The organism is Epilithonimonas caeni DSM 17710 (assembly GCF_000426465.1).
In the GTDB taxonomy this organism is placed as follows: Bacteria; Bacteroidota; Bacteroidia; order Flavobacteriales; family Weeksellaceae; genus Epilithonimonas; species Epilithonimonas caeni.
In genome coordinates, this window is the sequence record NZ_AUFK01000009.1 from 563138 (window position 1) to 581570 (window position 18433).

The 18433-nt window shown below is 40.3% G+C and carries 15 protein-coding genes; 2 read left to right on the plus strand and 13 right to left on the minus strand.

Features of this window, described 5'->3' with window-relative positions:
- Nucleotides 1–42: 42 nt before the first annotated feature.
- The 4 genes from purH to K319_RS0103770 all read right to left on the minus strand — a co-directional run bounded on the left by purH (nt 43) and on the right by K319_RS0103770 (nt 4361).
- A complete protein-coding gene (gene purH / locus K319_RS0103745) occupies nt 43–1560 on the minus strand; it encodes a bifunctional phosphoribosylaminoimidazolecarboxamide formyltransferase/IMP cyclohydrolase (RefSeq protein ID WP_027382411.1) in 1518 nt (505 codons plus the stop codon).
- A gap of 209 nt (nt 1561–1769) precedes the next feature.
- Nucleotides 1770–2333, minus strand: a complete 564-nt coding sequence (purN, locus tag K319_RS0103755) for a phosphoribosylglycinamide formyltransferase (RefSeq protein ID WP_027382412.1) — start codon at nt 2331–2333, stop codon at nt 1770–1772.
- 69 nt (nt 2334–2402) lie between these two features.
- The gene (purM, locus tag K319_RS0103760) at nt 2403–3392 is read right to left on the minus strand and encodes a phosphoribosylformylglycinamidine cyclo-ligase (protein ID WP_027382413.1); all 990 of its coding nucleotides are present in this window, start codon (nt 3390–3392) and stop codon (nt 2403–2405) included.
- Between the two features lie 432 nt (nt 3393–3824).
- Nucleotides 3825–4361 carry an NADPH-dependent FMN reductase gene (locus K319_RS0103770; RefSeq protein ID WP_027382414.1) on the minus strand — a complete coding sequence of 179 codons (537 nt, stop codon included), beginning with the start codon at nt 4359–4361 and terminating at the stop codon, nt 3825–3827.
- Nucleotides 4362–4574: 213 nt separating this feature from the next.
- Between K319_RS0103770 and K319_RS0103775 the strand changes: the two genes are divergently transcribed.
- A complete protein-coding gene (locus K319_RS0103775; protein WP_027382415.1) occupies nt 4575–4946 on the plus strand; it encodes a hypothetical protein in 372 nt (123 codons plus the stop codon).
- Nucleotides 4947–5052: 106 nt separating this feature from the next.
- On the opposite strand, the gene K319_RS0103780 is transcribed toward K319_RS0103775, so the two are convergent.
- Complete coding sequence (locus tag K319_RS0103780) at nt 5053–5601, minus strand: type 1 glutamine amidotransferase domain-containing protein (protein ID WP_027382416.1); 549 nt, start codon at nt 5599–5601, stop codon at nt 5053–5055.
- 476 nt (nt 5602–6077) lie between these two features.
- On the opposite strand from K319_RS0103780, the gene K319_RS0103785 reads away from it, so the two are divergent.
- Nucleotides 6078–6431, plus strand: coding sequence for a hypothetical protein (locus K319_RS0103785; protein WP_027382417.1), 354 nt, complete (start codon nt 6078–6080; stop codon nt 6429–6431).
- A 283-nt stretch (nt 6432–6714) separates the two neighbouring features.
- Here K319_RS0103785 and K319_RS0103790 read toward each other — a convergent pair whose 3' ends face one another.
- From K319_RS0103790 to K319_RS0103830, 8 genes are all read right to left on the minus strand, one after another.
- Nucleotides 6715–6990, minus strand: a complete 276-nt coding sequence (locus K319_RS0103790; protein ID WP_027382418.1) for a hypothetical protein — start codon at nt 6988–6990, stop codon at nt 6715–6717.
- Between the two features lie 97 nt (nt 6991–7087).
- Nucleotides 7088–7567: a hypothetical protein gene (locus K319_RS21485; protein WP_156907038.1), complete on the minus strand. Its 480-nt coding sequence runs from the start codon at nt 7565–7567 to the stop codon at nt 7088–7090.
- 67 nt (nt 7568–7634) lie between these two features.
- Nucleotides 7635–8135, minus strand: coding sequence for a hypothetical protein (locus tag K319_RS0103800; RefSeq protein WP_156907039.1), 501 nt, complete (start codon nt 8133–8135; stop codon nt 7635–7637).
- Nucleotides 8136–8571: 436 nt separating this feature from the next.
- On the minus strand, nt 8572–9012 hold the full coding sequence (locus tag K319_RS0103810; RefSeq protein ID WP_027382422.1) for a hypothetical protein: 441 nt from the start codon (nt 9010–9012) through the stop codon (nt 8572–8574).
- A 3-nt stretch (nt 9013–9015) separates the two neighbouring features.
- Nucleotides 9016–12621 carry a DUF6443 domain-containing protein gene (locus K319_RS19755; RefSeq protein WP_051230404.1) on the minus strand — a complete coding sequence of 1202 codons (3606 nt, stop codon included), beginning with the start codon at nt 12619–12621 and terminating at the stop codon, nt 9016–9018.
- 12 nt (nt 12622–12633) lie between these two features.
- Complete coding sequence (locus K319_RS0103820; protein WP_156907040.1) at nt 12634–15447, minus strand: RHS repeat domain-containing protein; 2814 nt, start codon at nt 15445–15447, stop codon at nt 12634–12636.
- Between the two features lie 6 nt (nt 15448–15453).
- Nucleotides 15454–17106 carry a T9SS type A sorting domain-containing protein gene (locus K319_RS0103825; RefSeq protein ID WP_027382424.1) on the minus strand — a complete coding sequence of 551 codons (1653 nt, stop codon included), beginning with the start codon at nt 17104–17106 and terminating at the stop codon, nt 15454–15456.
- 581 nt (nt 17107–17687) lie between these two features.
- Nucleotides 17688–18329, minus strand: coding sequence for a DUF6266 family protein (locus tag K319_RS0103830; protein WP_027382425.1), 642 nt, complete (start codon nt 18327–18329; stop codon nt 17688–17690).
- Between the last annotated feature and the right edge of the window lie 104 nt (nt 18330–18433).

The window sequence follows — 18433 nt, forward strand, 5'->3', positions numbered from 1 at the left end:
TGGGGTTATTTTTTATAGATGAATTGAAAATTCAATAGTTTATCAATGCAAGAAATGCCTCATTCCTGTAAATAACATTGGGATTTTATGTTCATTTGCCGCTTCGATAGAATCATTGTCTTTCATACTTCCGCCCGGCTGAATGATCGCTTTGATACCTTCCTGCGCGCAGAAATCCACAACATCTCTGAAAGGGAAGAACGCATCCGAAGCCAAAACCAGCTCACCATCGAATTTCGATTTCGCTCTTTCAATCGCCTGTTGAGTTGCCCAGATCCTGTTCACTTGTCCACCACCAATTCCGATTGCCTGAACTCCGTTTGAGACTACAATCGCATTGGATTTCACATATTTAACAACTCTTTGAGAGAACAGTAAAGCTTTTCTTTGTTCTTCAGTTGGAGCCGTTTCTGTCATCAATTTGATATCGTCTGAGAATTGGTCGTCCGCATTCTGAACCAGCATTCCGCCATCGATTTTTACCCAAACCTGTTTGTCGGTAACCGAGTTTTTGATTTTGATGATTCTAAGGTTTTTCTTTTTTCTAAGAATTTCTAAAGCATCGTCATCAAAATCCGTTGCCATTACAATCTCAAGGAAGGTTTTGTTCAATTCTTCTGCTGTTGCAGCATCCACTTTATAATTCATTCCGATGATTCCGCCGAAAATAGAAATCGGGTCACATTCGAAGGTTTTCGTGTAAGTTTCCAAAGCGGAAGTCCCAACCGCAACACCACAAGGTGTAGAATGTTTAACCGCGCAGCAAGCCATCTCATCTTTGAACTCATTGACCACTTTCCAGCACAAATCCATATCACGAAGATTATTGAAAGACAATTCTTTACCTCCCAAAATCTCAAAATCCTTCATTGCACCATTTTCGAAAGTCGAAGTATAATAAGCGGCAGACTGATGTGGATTTTCGCCATATCTAAGGTCAGAAACCTTTTTGTAAGAAGCATTTAAGTAAGTTGGATATTCTTCATCCAAAAGCATACTGGAAATCGCTGCATCGTAAGCAGAAGTCAGGTTGAAAACCTTTCCGGCCAGTTTTTTTCTGGTTTCAAGGTAAGTATCGCCATTCTGTTCCATTTCGATTTTAACGATTTGATAGTCATTAACATCTGTAAGAACCGTAACCGAATTGAAATTTTTCGCCGCAGAACGCAGCATAGAAGGACCACCAATATCGATGAATTCTACTTTTTCGTCAAGAGAAATGTTCTTGTTCACGTTTTCGAAAAACGGGTAGAGATTCACAATCACCATATCAATCAGCCCGATTTCGTAATCCTGAACTGTTTTCATATGCTCCTCATTGGACCGAACTGCCAACAATCCACCGTGAACTTTTGGGTGAAGGGTTTTGACTCTGCCGTCCAGCATCTCCGGGAAATCCGTTACTTCATCAATCTGAATTGGATTAAGACCAGCGTCTTTCAGATGTTTGAAAGTACCGCCTGTGGAAATCAATTCGTAATTGTTAGCTTCCAAAAATTTGGCAAGATCTACCAAACCACTTTTATCAGATACGCTGATAAGTGCTCTCTTTTTACTCATTTTTTATTTTTCAAATTTACTTTTTACAGTTTTATTCAAACTGTGATTTACCGGTTCTTTCACCTCCGGATTTCTATTATTAGATTGCTCCAATGGAGCTATTAGATTCATTGTATAAAATTAAAGTTAATTTGAATTAAAATTCATAAAATACTATATCAAAATACTTTACAAATCGAAATATAATTTTTACTTTAACTATATCAATTCTATTTATTAAGAACCAGATCAATGGCTTTTGGGAAAATATCATATTCGATCTGATGAACTTTTTGAGCTAAAGTTTCAGCAGTATCATTTTCATTAACATCAAATTTTCCCTGGATAATAATCTCACCTTCATCGATTCCCGAAGTCACAAAATGGACGGTTGCCCCACTTTCTGTTTCGCCAGCTTCAATCACAGCATTGTGAACGTGATGTCCCCACATTCCTTTTCCTCCGAATTTTGGCAACAACGCAGGGTGAATATTAATAATCTTTCCGCTCCACTTCTTACAGAATTCCGGTTTCAAAATTGATAAAAAACCAGCTAGAACAATCAGGTCTGTATTTTCGGGAATTGCTTTTTCTAAATTCTCAGAAAAGTCTTTTCCTCGTTTGATCAATAGATTCGGAATGTTATGTTTTTCTGCTCTTTCCAATCCGAAACATTCTCTGTCCGCAATCACCAGATTGATTCTTGCATTCCGGATTTCGCCGTTGTCAATACAATCAATAATCCTTTGGAGATTGGTTCCTGAGCCGGAAATTAAAATGGTAATATTGTTCATCGTCAGATGTCAGATGTCAGATGTCAGATGTCAGAAAAATCTGAAGTCTGAAATCTATCATCCTGTGCCTTATATTAATTTAATTTTCTCGCTTCCTTCTGTAATCTCTCCTATTTCGTAAGCGTCTTCCAGCAAGTCAAGGATTTTTTCAGAATGTTCTGCATCGGTTACCAAAACCATTCCCACACCCATATTGAAAGTCCCGAACATCTCTTCTCTGGTGATATCACCACGCTTTTCCAGCTCTAACATAACGGTTGGAATTTTGATCTGAGAAGCATCGATACTGGCACATAATCCGTTTGGGATAATTCTCGGAACGTTCTCGTACAATCCGCCACCTGTGATGTGCGCAATACCACAAACCGGAACTTCTTCCAGAACTTTATGAACATCTTTATAATATAATCTTGTCGGCACAAGCAAAGTCTCGTATAATGGTTTTCCTTCGAATTCTTCTTCGAAATCCGGAAAGATCTTTCTTACCAAAGAAAATCCATTGGAATGGAATCCTGAACTTGGAATCGCAATAATCCTGTTTCCTTTGCTTATTTTGGAACCATCAATGATCTGGTCTTTTTCAACAATTCCCACGCAAAATCCGGCTACATCATAATCACCCGGTTGATACATCCCAGGCATCTCGGCAGTTTCACCACCAATCAAAGCACAATTGTTATCCTTGCATGCATTGACCATTCCTAAAACGATCTCTGCTGCAATATCTGAGTCCAGCTTCCCGCAAGCCAGATAATCTAAGAAGAATAATGGTTTTGCGCCGTGACAAAGGATATCGTTGGCACACATTGCGAAACAGTCAATACCGATAGAATCATATTTTTTGGAATCAAGGGCAACTTTCAGTTTGGTTCCAACGCCGTCTGTTCCGGAAACTAAAACAGGATTCTTATATCCTGCAATCTCGTAGAAAGCACCGAAGCTCCCCAGATTGTTCAGAACATTTTTGTTATGGGTTTCTGCAACGGCAGATTTGATCTTATCAACGGTTTTGTAACCTTCTTCTTTGTCAACGCCGGCTGATTTATAGGTATTGCTCATTTTTACTTTATTCTTTGTTCATAGGGTTTCGCCCTACGCTATTATTGTGACGCCACTTCGAGGCTGATATAGACTTTATTTCTCTTCCTAAGATTTCACCCCAGGCCATTAATATTAAACCGATTTGTGGTTAGTCGAAACTTTCCAATCCTTTGTTATTCTTTCGATTCTTTCAGACTTTGACATCTGAAAGAATCTTGGAATTCATTAGATTTATTTCAAACTTACTTTTTCAATTTTATCAAATAAAAAAGCCGACAATCTTAGAGATATGTCGGCCGTTATTTTAACTCACAAGTTCGGAGGTGTTTGTGTAATTCTTTTTGCAAGAATTAAAATACTGTTGGAAATGAACTTGCGGGATTTTCATCGGATTAATTTCATTTTTCTTTGCTACAAAGTTAAGCAATCTTAACATTAATATCCAAAATCTTATCCAAAAAAGTTTTTAACAATAGATAATTTCTCCTGAAATTCAGTGTTCTTTTCTTCATCCACAATACCTTTTTCAATATCAAAAGTTTCTTTGAACTTTGGTAAAGTAAAGATTTGTAATACATTGGCTCCACTGGATTTTGAACGGGCTTCGAAAGCTGCAGCAACGTGCTTTCCCCCGCCAGGACCTGTTGCCGTTGCCAAAAGAAATACCGGTTTCTCTCCAAAATGTTTTCTGTCCTTGATCCTTGAGATCCAATCGAACACATTCTTGAAAGCCACTGTATAAGAACTGTTATGCTCCGCCAGAGAAATTATCAACAAATCTGCAGCATCGACTTTCTCAGCAAATCTCAAAGCCAAAGTCGGAATGCCATCGTGCTTCTCCCTATCCACACTGAAGATCGGCATTTCGTAATCGTTCAGATCAAGAACTTCTACTTCTGCTCCATTGAATTGTTTGGCCGAATATTCTGCTAATATTTTGTTGATTGATTCCCTGGAATTGCTTCCTGCAAAAGCTAATATTTTCATTCGTTTAAATTTAAGGCATCAAATGTATTGACTTTAAACATGAATATTATTGACATAAGTTAGTTTTTATTAATATTTATTATTTATCAAATTATTATAAAAATCTGCATTAATTATCAGTACTGAACATCCAAATCTGTTTATGGTCTTAAAATTGATAGCAAATTCTAAATAAGACCTACAATTTGATTTAACTCTAACACCTTCAGCGATATGATATTTGATAAAAACTACCTTAAACCGAATAATGACAGTTCATACTTCGTTTATCAAGAAGAACATGAAAATACAAACTTCATCAATCCTTATAACGACAATCCTTATATGATAAGTTCTCTGCAGAAGCTTAAAAAAAGAATGACCTGCAAAAAGAAACAGTCTATAATCAATGAATGCCTAGAGGATTACAGAGACCATATCGTAGAAAATCCACAGATCAACAACGTGTTTGAGACCGAAGATGTGCATCCTCCAAAGGCATCTCTGGCAGAATATGCGAGATCATCTTATCAGAAGGTCCTAAAAGATCTTGAAAACATTCAAACACTGATCGATAAGCTCAGCATCAATGAGGTCAATTTATAATAAAGCCTGAGAAAATATCTCAGGCTTTATTATTGATGAAAAGAATTATTAAAAACAAAAAAGACCTGAAGGATATTCAGGTCTTTTTATATTAGATAGATTACAATCAGATATTTTGCTCTTCGTGTTTGCCTTCCCTGATCTCCTCTACCATTTTAGCATTGAAAGCAGGCAGGTCTTTAGGCGTACGACTTGTAACCAGGCCATTATCTACAACAACTTCATTATCTTCCCAGATGGCACCGGAATTTTTCAGGTCGATGCTGATAGAATCTACCGATGTCAGATTCCTTCCTTTCACAGCCCCGGCATTGATGAGTATCTGAGGACCATGGCAGATTGCCGCTACAGGCTTATGCTGCTCAAAGAAATCCTGTACAAAGGACAGGGCTTTTTCGTTTGTTCTTAGCTGGTCTGGGTTGATCACACCGCCCGGAAGCACCAAGGCATCATAATCCGAGGCCGAGACCTCATCCAATGTTTTGTCCACATCATACTCTTTTCCCCAGTCCTTTTCTGCCCAAGCTTTTATCGTTCCTGCTTTTGGACTTACGATATGCGCTGTCCAGCCTTGCTGTTCCAAATGTTCTTTTGGAGAGCTCAATTCGCTTTCCTCAAATCCGTGTGTTGCGAGTATTGCAATTTGTTTTGACATAATATTTTATTTTTTGGTTTGTATGACACAAACTAAGAAAATATGATGCCGCAATAATCTATCGGTATATTTAAAAAATGTTAAATAACCTGAATTCGGGACAAGCAATATTTTAAATGATTGATTTTCAAAAGTTAGTTATCTTATCGCAAAGAAAAACAAAGAAATATTTACTTTTTCAAATGTTGTTACAATGCCACTTCGTTTATAAAAGAAATACAAAGTTTTGTATTTCTTTTATAAGTTTCACGCTTTTGCCTATCTTGAATTTTCACAAATCAAATACTCAAATCTTTTGTTTAGCTTTGTGTTAAATCCTTACCTCAAACGCATGTTAAATATGTTATTGGCATATAGCTATTTTACCGTTTCGAATTTCCAATATCCAGCAAAATATCAAGATCTGTAATTTTATGAGACCTGTTAAATATCCACACCAATATAAATCTTTAAATTTGTAGTTAAAAAAACAATCAATGACAGTGGATGATCTAGTGGGGCATTATGCCGTAGAAGGCAGTAATCAGGATGAGCAGGGAATTGCCTATCATGGTTTTTTAACATTGGGCCTGGATGAAAGCAAACGGATCGTTGCACAATGGACAATCGGCGACCATATCCAAAATGGGACCGGTTTTTTCAGAGATGATATCCTGGTCATCAATTTCCATTACGAAGATGATGAAGGCAAAGTTTATAAAGGTGTTGCGGTCTATCGTTTTATCAACAAGAATGTCTTGGATGGTTTCTGGTCAGAGAAGCATGGTGATCCATTATACCTTGGCAGCGAATACTGCACCCGGATTCCTGCTGTTGAGTTTCTGAATTGATTCTTAATTTATAGTATAAGCAAATTAAGACCAATTTGCAGAATTCTCAATTTTATTAAATTAAAACATCGCAAACTACGCTATCCAATTTTACTTATTCTGAATGTGGGTCTCATTCTTCCATCACTAACTTTGATACACCTGTTATGATTCCCAATCATTTAGGATATGCTTTTTCTTCAAAAATAAACGAGAGCAGGTTATTCCTACTCTCATTTTTAAATTTCCATATTATTATTCTATCTGATTTTCAATAATTTAAAATCTAAAACCATATCCATCACTAACTTTGGAACATGACCAAGTCTTCCTTATATATATATAATCCTACAATGATTCCAATAGTAATACACATAAAAATGTATGCTTTTCCACTCACACCTGTAAAATCTTTATCAATTATTTGATATCCTAAGTTAAAAACGCTGTCTATTAATAAAATAAAAACAACTGTAAAAACTAATGCAGTAGATAGCTTTGTTACTATTTTTCCACTCCCCTCAGTTTTATCATAATAAATATAAATATGATAAAAAAGTAGTCTTATAAATTTAATCATTTTTTAGAATGCGGGTTTACCATTATTATAATATGTTTCATAAATTGCCATGCCTGCAAAATATCCCAGAGAAACCCAGGCCGTGGCAGGAAAGAAACTAATTAACCCTCATATTATTCTCCATATTTTCAACTTGCTCTTTGTGCATTTCTCTTTGCTTGAAAATCCTTTCCCTGCTAATTTTACCAGTATAAATAACAAGACAAAGAATTAATAATACTATTAAGAAAAAATAATAATAGTACTTTTTATTATAATCTCTAAATGAATCAAAATCTCCAAAATCTTCTTTATATAAATAGCAAGCTATCATAATGGCTATTATTATACAAACAGCAATGTAGGGCTTACTGGAAAGAGTAGTATAACTATTGTCATAAAGTTGACATACTAAGTTGCAAATACTTGTAGATAAAAAGAAAAATATAACTGCAAAAACACAAAATGTAGAAAATTTAGTTAAACTTTTTCCTAATTTTTCTGATTTATCATAGTACATATAAATATGATAAAAAAGTAATCTTATAAATCTAATCATCTTAAAATGCGGGTTTACCGTCGTTATAATACGTTTCATAAATCGCCATTGTGGCGAAATAACCTAAGGAAACCCAGGCTGTGGCGGGAAAGAAGCTAATTAACCCTCATTTATTTTCCATATTTTCAATTTGTTCCTTATGTATTTCTCTTTGCTTGAAAATCCTTTCTCGGTTAATACTTCCTGAATAAAAAGCTAAAACTATAGCAAGAGCAGCTATTAGAAAAAAGTATAAGTAATATTTTATGTGATAATCTCTGAAGGAATCAAGATTATCGAAATCTTCAGTATAAACATAACTTCCAACAAACACTCCGATTACAATAAAAAAGATGATGTAATATATGTAAGGAGTATGAACAATAGCATCATTATAGGAAAGACGTAGGAATACATATCCAGAATATAAAATTATTCCACATAATAATGTAAAAACCAAAAACGTAGTAAATTTTGCTATTGATTTTCCTTCTTTTCTATAATAATAAATATAAATATGGTAAAAAAGTAATCTTATAAATCTAATCATTTTACTTTTTTGTTTCAATAGAGGCCTTCTGAATTTCTCTTTGCTTGAAAATCCTTTCCCTGCTAATATTAGCTTCATAAATAAATAAACCAAGAGTAAAAAGTACTATAATGAAAAAATAATAATAGTACTTTTTATTATAATCATAATACTCATTAAAATCATCAAAACTTTCTTTATAAAGATAGTAAGCGATAATGATGCCGATAACAACACAAACAATTACATATGGCTTTCCTGAAAGTGTAGTGTAGTTAATATCATAATATTGGCAAACCAAATCATAGATTGTCGTTGTTAAAATAGAAATTATAACTACAAAGACCCCAAAAGTTGTAAATTTTGAATATGACTTCCCTTCTTTTCTATAATAAAAAGTATAAATATGATAAAAAAGTAATCTTATAAATCTAATCATTTCTAAAATGAAGGTTTACCATCGTTATAATATGTTTCATAAATTGCCATGCCTGCAAAATATCCCAGAGAAACCCAGGCCGTGGCAGGAAAGAAACTAATTAACCCTCATATTATTCTCCATATTTTCAACTTGCTCTTTGTGCATTTCTCTTTGCTTGAAAATCCTTTCCCGATTAATTTGTATTGAATAAATTTCTAAGGCTAATAAAAATAGAACAATTAAAAAGAAATATAAATAATACTTAGTATGATAATTTTTAAATGTATTTAAATTTTGAAAGTCTTCCTTATATATATATAATCCTACAATGATTCCAATAGTAATACACATAAAAATGTATGCTTTTCCACTCACACCTGTAAAATCTTTATCAATTATTTGATATCCTAAGTTAAAAACGCTGTCTATTAATAAAATAAAAACAACTGTAAAAACTAATGCAGTAGATAGCTTTGTTACTATTTTTCCACTCCCCTCAGTTTTATCATAATAAATATAAATATGATAAAAAAGTAGTCTTATAAATTTAATCATTTTTTAGAATGCGGGTTTACCATTATTATAATATGTTTCATAAATTGCCATGCCTGCAAAACATCCCAGAGAAACCCAGGCTGTGGCAGGAAAAAATCCGGCAGCTCCCATCATTAAATCTACTGCGCCTCTAGTATTAGAGATATTCCCTTGTCTCATTTGATATAATGTATTAGCAATGCCAACAGCTCCAACAACTTTTCCTGCAACATTAAACACCGTTGAAGCAGTCCCTAATGCTTTGGCAGAAGCAGGTAGTTTTGTACTTATGGTCTCCGCAAAAATCTTACTTTTTGTTATACTGGATGGTGCGTTCCAATTTGCCAATCCTTTTTCAGCTATTGTAGAACCAGCCTGTATAATACCAGCTATAGATGTAACTTCCCTCGGATGGTTCTGGATCCAGTTAAAGGCATTGTCCATAAAATTATTAAACCCTCCTTGGTCTATCTTGGTCTTATGCTGGTCTAATCCCTGGATATTGCTACCTCCATAGCTTGCGTTAGAATTGGTCCACCAGGTCAAGTTACCTCCCTGGGCTTTCACCCCGCCAAAGGTATTTCCTCCGTTAAAGCTATTCCAGAAATTACTGATAGCACCGTTGCCAAAGTTACCTCCAAAGTCACCTAACTGGTCTGACATACTTCCAAAATCTCCACCGCTTGAAAAGTAACTAAATATCAGTTTGATGTCATTTCCTGTAAAAGTCCAGCCTGTAGAAGTTTCTTCTATCTTCATTCCATCCGGGTCAATGAACATAGCAGGATTGTTGGCTACATAGACATACGGACTTGTCATATGGTATTTCTCCGCCAGCTTGTCCATCCCGAACCACCTTCCCAGGTCAGGCATATACTGTCTCCAGCCGTAGTCATAGAATCCTGTCTCCTGCAGTTCCTTACCGTTATACTTGTGGTTCAGGAACGAACCCATCGTATCAAAGGAAGAGTCCACGCCCTGCATGTTCATCCCAAAGGGATAGTAGTCGTTCCTGTCAAGAACATCTATGCTGCCACTATCCGGGTTTCTGGCATAACTAAGCCTCACATTCCCCAGGTGGTCTTTGTACTGGTAAATATACCTATTATTCTGGTAATCGTAGTAGCCCTCCGCCGTGGGGAAGTAGGACAGCTCCACACCGCTGCTCCCGGGGTCGCCGGGCTGTGCGGCCTCGCCCCTCTCGGTGGCCTCTGTGAAGGTCTCCTCCTGGCGCGCATGCCGGATATCCATGGTGGCGGCATCCTCTAGCTCCAGCGACCTCTGCAGGGCCTCCGCCATCGGCGTGGTGTACACAAAGCCGTCCAGGTAGTCCGTGATGATGGGATTGCTCCCCGCCTCGTTGTTCACCATCAGCCTCTTCCTCAGCTTCACACCGTCCGCACGGTAGTAGAAAGTAGAGACGTTGGTCTGCGCGATCTCCTCCGGCAGGTTCAGGAAGTTGTAGCTGATGTTCGTGATCCCCTTGTCCGGCATGGCGGTCATGTTGCCGTTGGCATCGTAGACGATCGCCCCGCCACCGCCGCCGTAGCCGTTCAGGTTGTTGGCGGCATCGGTCACGGAGGTGATGCGATTGCCCTGCAGATTATAGGTCAGGTTGTCGATCATCTTCACCTGTCCCTTCTGGCGGCTGCCGGTCCTTTTCAGCCTGACGATGTTCCCGTTGGGGTCATATTCCTCTATGATCTCGCTGTTCGCCTTGGAGGCGGGGCTTTCCGGCAGCTGGTAGAAGCCGGCCTTCAGCCTATTCGCCCCGTCATAGACATAGCCCTGCCTCTGCGGTGTCCCGGGGAGCACATCCCCCACGGTGTACACCGCCTGCCACACGGTCTCGGCGATGTTCCCGTTGTACCTCGGCTGCACCTTGTAGGCGGAAAAGTCCAGGTTGGGCGTCTCCAGACCGTCCCTCTGGGCATAGTTCACCTTGTAGGCGAAGAGCTTGCTGCCCATCGTGGTGACATCGTTGATGTTCGTGAGCCAGCCCCGCACGTTGTAGGCATAGTCGATCCCCTGCAGGTTGTTGCCCACCTGCTTGTTGGTGACCTGTCCCAGCTCGTTGTAGGTATAGCTCGCCAGCAGCTCCTCCGGGTTGGCATCCACCTGGTGGTAGTGCTTCTCCAGGTAGTTGCGCCCATTGTACACGAAACGCTCCCTCACGGTCACCATGTTGGCGCTGGCCGTGCGCCGGTGCTGCGTCTCCACCTTCTGCGTGATGCCCGCCCAGTCCTGCTCCGTATGGGTCACCGTGGTACCGCCCAGGTGGTTGCTCTCCTGCGCGCCGGTGCTTCTCCCCCGCTGGTCGTACCAGTACCAGGTCCTGGTCCACTTGTCATCGTAGATGTTCTTCACATAGCTCGCCGTGGGCATCGTCTTGGTACTCTGCGCAGCAAGGATGTCTGAAGATAGTGCTGCCTCGGCGATCAGTGCAGGCTTGGCGGGTGTCCCTGCTGGATAGGTATCATAATAGTTCACCGAGAGGACGGTATCCAGCTCATGGAACCAGCCATTGCTGTAGAGGACCTGCATCCCGTTCCTTGCGAAGCCCGTCCCGTCCGGCTGTTCTATCACCAGTGCATCCATGATGATCGTCTGCCAGCCGCCCCTGTCCCCACCTGAAAGGAAGCCCGTGTAGAGCACCCGCCCGAAAAGGTCGTACTTGGTGATCAGCCACCTGTTCTGTCCCCTCATATTGGCATCCCTGTAGAGAATCAGGCGGTCCGCCCTGTCGTACACCATCTCCTCCCTGCCCTTCCCCGGAAGCCGCTTCTCTATCAGCCTGCCCCTGGCATCATAGCGGTAGGTATAGCAGAGCTGTTCCCTTACATCCTGTGTCAGTGTCTGGGCAGATGCTTTCGGGGGAACGATCATCACCAGCTGCCCGTACTGGTTGTACACGTAGTAGGTGTCCAGCTTCTCCGTTCCCAGGTCCTGGCGGGTCATCAATGTCTGTCCCATAGAATTTTTGTAGACCACGGAGACGTTGCCATCCTCATCTGTGGAGACCAGCTTGTGGAGAACGTTCGGCGAATAGACCGATTGTGTGACCGTTGGTTCGAAGATGTAGTCCTGGTCATCCGATACCGCCGTATATCTCTTCACCTCGTTCAGACCGTTGAACAGGTACGCCGTCTTCTTCGTCTTCCCTCCGGACATCTTCCACGGGTCGCCCGGTGATGCCGTCTCCAGGGGGCGGGACAGCGGGGAGTCCTCCGTCCTCACCTCTGCATAGGCATTGGCGACATTATGGTAATTGTTGATGTCTGCTTCCGATACTGTCTGCAAAGCGCCTCCTGCGCTTGTTTTTGTGACCGGCAGGTACTGTTTGGTCTGCCTCCCCGTAGCCGGGTCATAGAAGTAGGATGTTATCATATCGTTCCCCCCATAGGTGGAACCTATCGCGATATCCTGCTTGGGTCTTCCAAGACCGTCCGTATATTGTACAGACTGTACCTGTTTTTTGCTATTGTTGGCATTGGGGTCAGAGGAATTATAGGTCACAGGCTCCAGATAGGTCCTGCTGTAGGTGTAGGTCTTATGCGGTGTGAAGTTCTGGGCATCTGCCACCCCGAACAGGCACAGCATCATGAATGTATATATCGTTCGCTTTTTCATTGTGTCGTGTTATTAGTAGGCGTCCTGGAAAACATTCTGTTCATATTTGTTCTCCCTGATGATGTTATGGTTGGTGTCCTCCACCCTGGTCGGGCGGTTCTGGTTGTCGTAGTAGTAATACTCCGTAAAGCCGTTCGGCGTGGTCATGCTCTTCACGCCGATCAGCGGGTCGTAGGTATAGGTGGTTATCAGATAGCTCTTGAGCTCCGGTCTTCTGCGGAAGGTCTCCAGCGCATCCCTCAGCAGCTGCTCGTTCGTGTTGTCCGTGCTGCTGATGTCCTGGTTGGAACGCTGCACGATGTCCAGATCGTTGACATTCGGCTGTTCCAGAAGGGACAGGACATTGAAGTACTCCGCACCCTCTATCTTCGCGATGGGCTGTGTCCCGTTGTAGCCCCAGATGATAGCGGTAGCCACCCCTGTCCTGGAGGTCGTCTGCAGCACATTGCCCAGGCTGTCATAGTGGTCGTTCACCTGTTCCCCCGTGACCACGTTGTTGATCCCGAAGGACCTGACCGATGATGGGAAGTAGTTCCCAGCCTGGTCGTATCTGGTCTCCAGCTTGCCGACAACCACGTTGTTCTGCTTCTGGGCCACCTCAAGAGGAACGGAGAACATGTTCGCCCCTAGGAGCTTCGTATTGTTCTTCTCCGCAGCATACTGGTACGTTGTCTCTGATACCGTGCCGTCAGCGGTCGTACGCTTCTCGCCCATCAAATTGTTGTTCGCCTGGTTGAAACTCTTCTCCGAGATATCTGTTAAGGAATTGCCACTTATATCGTAGGTGATATCCGTCGTAGTGACCTTGTCGAAGAAGGATTCCTGGGTGTAAAATATCTCTCCTGACGGCGAGTGATAAAGATACTGTAGCACTTCATTATAAGATGGGAAAGTATAATCAAATAATGATTCCTGCCTTTTTATATTATCAACATCATAAACTTCTTTCTTCTCCAACAATCCATTTTTGACCAGATTGAAATTGGGGAAAATATCGTAATTATATGTATTTGTCGATTGATATTCAGGAAAATCATCTGCTGTTTTAAAGTAGTACTTGGTATATCCCTTTTTGTCGCTTTCCGTTATCTTTACATTTTTATAAATCATAACATCCTCTTGATCTCGCGATTTTACACCACTTGATAAGCCTGAACCGTCGAACAGACTATAATCATAGTTAATACTCTTTTTTAGCTCATAGGTCTCAGAATTACTATTATAGTCATAAAATTTCATGTTTTCAAGCACAAGACTTCCTGATGAAGTAGCCTGGTATGGTGGGGGTAAGTAGGTTTTTTCAGAGACGGTAAATCTCCCTTTACCTCCAGTTCCTACTACTTGGAGATATACATTATTACTTGGTTTTATAATGTAAGTTCCACCATCATCTCTAGTTGGTTCAAGACCTATTACAGTAGGATCAACCAAACGATATTCAAACACCATTGGTACATCTCCTCCACCTAAACTAGGATTTTCGGTATTTCCATTGGGATACCATTCTTCTCGCGAAAAACCAACCTTTATCTTGGTTGTTGGCCCATGCAAAAACCAAGATGCAGGTAATGGATAATTTCTGTTTTGATTTTTGGTGTCGATAATGATCTCCCGCTCAGACGTATAATAATTAATTCCTTGGATAAATGTTGTAGGGTTTTGTACATACTGTATAAAATAAGGAGTGTTTAAATCAATAGCTATTTTAGTATAATCGAAATTATACTCTATTTTTTTTCCGGATGAGAACTTGACAATATTCAATATACCTAAATCGGAAACGGATGGATTGCTCGTACCATATGGTACAAAAGTATAGACTTTGTAACTAAAATCAACTTCATCAACTATAACATCATTTTTATCTACATTCTTAATCCAGTTCAGGTCTCTGCTATAAATCTCATTGTATTCAAATTGATAGGGTGTGGCACTAGTAATTCCTAATTTACTTTTTGATATGAAATTTTCATTATGATCTTTGAGGGTAATACTCTTGATATAACGACTGTCCTGCAAGGGAAACTCGTCACTATACATATTGCTGTTGCCATGCTCAAAATTAATACTTCCATATGCAGTTGTAATTTTTTCGGGTAGATAGTACCACGTATCATTGTCATCATTCTCATATCTTACATTATTAAAAGTCGCTACTATTCGGCTTGAGGCATCCTCTACTCTTGTCACATAAAAGGTATTTCTCAATTTCATAGAAGTATAGGTAGTTGTCCAATTTATACTTACTGGATAATAGAATTTGGTTTCGTCATGTTCAGAAAAATAATATTTGTAACCCTTACTATCTGTTATAGTAAATGACTCTATAAGTCTTGGCTGCCATGCTCCTATAATTGAGCCTCTTGTATGCTCAATAATTATATTGCTGGGTGTTAGTTTTATAGCTCTATAAGTATCATTTGGATAAAAACCGACTCTTTCAAATTTGAAACTTCCCTGTTCCCCATTGAGATTGTAATAGTAGACATCATCATAAAGCTCATTTGCATTCGTATCTACTATTGTTTCGTCAGGTGATCCATTATGAAAATCCCTTGTAATAATAAAATTGCTGCCTGTCAATGCCCAGTTCTTTGCAATAAGACCAGAGAAACTACCTTTCTTGTAGGCATTGGCGTTATAAGCCAGACCAAATCCTAAAGTAAAATCTTTTGCTGCCGGAAGGCTTGCTAGGGGAAACGATATATCAGGTACTCCAGTCTGATAGGTAGCCGGCGAATTCACAGACGCTGCCAAGCTATTATCTTGGCTTTTATAAAATATGCTTATCAATAATATAAATAGTAATTGTAATCTCTTTCTCATAGTGTTTTATTCTTTCACGATTTTAGTTGTTAGATTTTTGTTTTTCTGTGTCGGTATATTGGCCTTGATAATATAGACACCCTGTGGCAATCTTGAGGTGTCGACCTTAGTAACTTTATTCTTCGTTTGCGATTGCTGGATCACCTTGCCCGTCATATCATACAGATAAATATCCGCACTCTCGAAGTCCAGCCTTATCTCCACGTAGCAGTAATCCTTCACCGGATTCGGGTAGATCCGGATATCCTTGTTCTCCATCAGGTCCTCCACATCACTGTCCAGCAGCTTCACCACCTTCCAGTTCTCCTTGCCCAACTCTTCCGCACTCGTCCCTGCCAGGATGTACGAACCGTCCCTGTTCAGCAATGCCGATGTCAGTCGTTCCTCTTTCTTCTTTTCCCTACCCTCCACATACTTTCTCCAGACCTCCTTGCCATTCCTGTCGATGTACAGCATCCAGAACGTCTCGTCGTTCTTCTCAACCTTGCCCTCGCTCTGGGTGTAACCTCCTATCAAAAAGCCTTTGGTTCCGTCCTGGTTCTTTTCTCTCTGTCCCTTGATCTCGTTCAATGACATCAGCACATCCCTGTTCCTGAAGTTGTAAGACTGCTGCCATTGTTCATTGCCATCTTCATCCAAAGCCAAAACCCAAAGATCAGTTCCTTCTTCCAACTTAGCTCTCTTATTTCCCGAAGTCTGTGATCTACTTTCGCCACCGATAATGTAACCTGAATCTGTTAGTGCCATAGTTCTGACATGATCATCTTCACTCCCTCCAAAGTTCTTTTCCCATTGGACATTCATATTCTTGTCCAGCTTCACGATCCAATAATCACCCTCGCCATGGTTATCTGTGGTTTTTGGTTGATAGTTGGTGGTTATTGGCCCTTCGCCTGTCATGCCGAGCGGGGTCGAAGCATCTTCATTCTTAATTTTTAATTCTTCATTAGTAACTGCTCCGCTTCTGGAATAGATGCCCATCAAGACACCCCCATCCTTCGTTGGGATCACCTTCTCAACCTCGTCCAGACCTTTGCCACCCATGATGAGCTGACCGATGACCTTTCCGTTCTTGTCCATTTTGGTCACAAGGACATCCTTGGAGCCGTAACCCTTGCCCTGAGCTTGTCGAAGGGTGGGATGATTGGTTGAACCTGCCACAATATACCCTTGGTCTGTTGTCTGGGTAACACTTCTGGCTTCTTCATTATATCGTGTTCCTATCGTCTGTTGCCATTCCTCTTCCCCGTTCTCATCAATCTTGATCACCCATATATCAGAAGAGCCATTGCCTTTGTCCTTCTTGTCCAGGGCCGATGAGGAATACGAAGTGCCGGCCAACAGAAAACCACCTTCCTGAGTGGAAATGGTGGAACTGAGGTAGTCATGACGATTCCCCGAGAAATACCTCTCCCAGACCTTCTGCCCCTGCTGGTCGAGTTTAAGGATATGGTAATCGTAACCATTGTTTTGATTGGAGCCTGGGTTCTGATCCTTTTGGATGGAAGATCCGGATACCAAATACTGTCCGTCTATCGTGACAGCAAGCCCGGAAAGGAAATCCTGAGTATTGGAATCTATGTTCTTTTGCCAGCTCACCTTTTGGGCATGGACATGGCACAGGACAAGAATGCCCATACTGATGTAGAGTCTTTTCATGATCTGAGTTTTTATTGATTAAAAATAGTTATACGATCTATCTGATCTATTTTCTTTGATCTTTTTGCAAAAATAAATTTTAAAAACGACAAAACTTGACGTATTATATATTTTTTTATTAAAATTTTATAGTTTTTATCTTCGATAACGGATTTTACTATGTAATATTTTGATTTATTCGTAAATTTTTATTTCTTAATAAAATATACACTTATAAAAAAACTGATCGAGGCTTTGTATTATATTATATCCATTCATTAAAAAATCAAATTATATAATATTAATCCGGAATAGGGATCTTTAAAACGCAAAGCCGCACAAAGAATTAACTACCTGATTCAAAATATAAGATAAACCAAGACGTAAAACTTATCAAAGTAAACATCGTTTTGCATTACTTTGACAAATGAAGTGGCATTGTACAGCTTAAAAACGTTTCAGAAAGTAAATATTGCTTGTTTTCCTTTGCGATAAAATAATTAAATTTCTGAAAAACAATTATTTAAAATATTACTTATCCCGAACGCAGTTTTATATATGCTCCATAAAGAAAGATCCACTCTTTCGAGTGGATCGATCGTTTAGATAACCTGGTGTTGTCCCAGATAGAAACTGGTGGATGCCGAGGCCTGCTTCTCGTTGTTGAGAAAAGCATAGACCTCCATCGTTTTGCCGATGCAGTAGTTCGGGAGCGTGACATCTGCCATCAGGTCGGAGCGCATTACAATGCCCTCAAAGATCTCAAAATTCTTCAGCTCCGCACAGTAGCAAACGATACTGACCTGGTCTGACGGAGCAGCATTCCCCTGGGTACTGTTGTCCTCCCAATCCAGATGCAGTACGCCACCTGCCTGTGTAGTCAGTACCGCATTCTGAAACCCTGTAAGGTCACCTTTGGTAATGAGCACCTTGTTGTAGATCAGCTCCGGAACATCTTTCTGTACCTCAACCGCCTCATTGATGGTATAGGACACCGCCATATTCACCCTGGACCTCACACCACTCGACGAGCCAAAATACCGTGACTGGATGGTTTTGAGCGGCTGAAGGAAGGTGATGACCAATTTGAACCTGAGCTGCTGCATAGCCTGTTTTTCTGATGGAAGCCTCTGGGTCACTTTGGGACGGCTCCTGATGATGTCCTTGCCTCGCCAGCTGGCGCCCACTACTGTTCCTACTTTTCCTGAGAATCCGCCTAGGATCCCTTTATTGATTGTTGCCATAACATTTGGTTTTTAATGTTTAATGACACGAAGGTATAGCAGAAAATATCACTCTGTACACCCCTGACAGGTTTTGACCGGTTTTGATTGATTTTGACCATGTA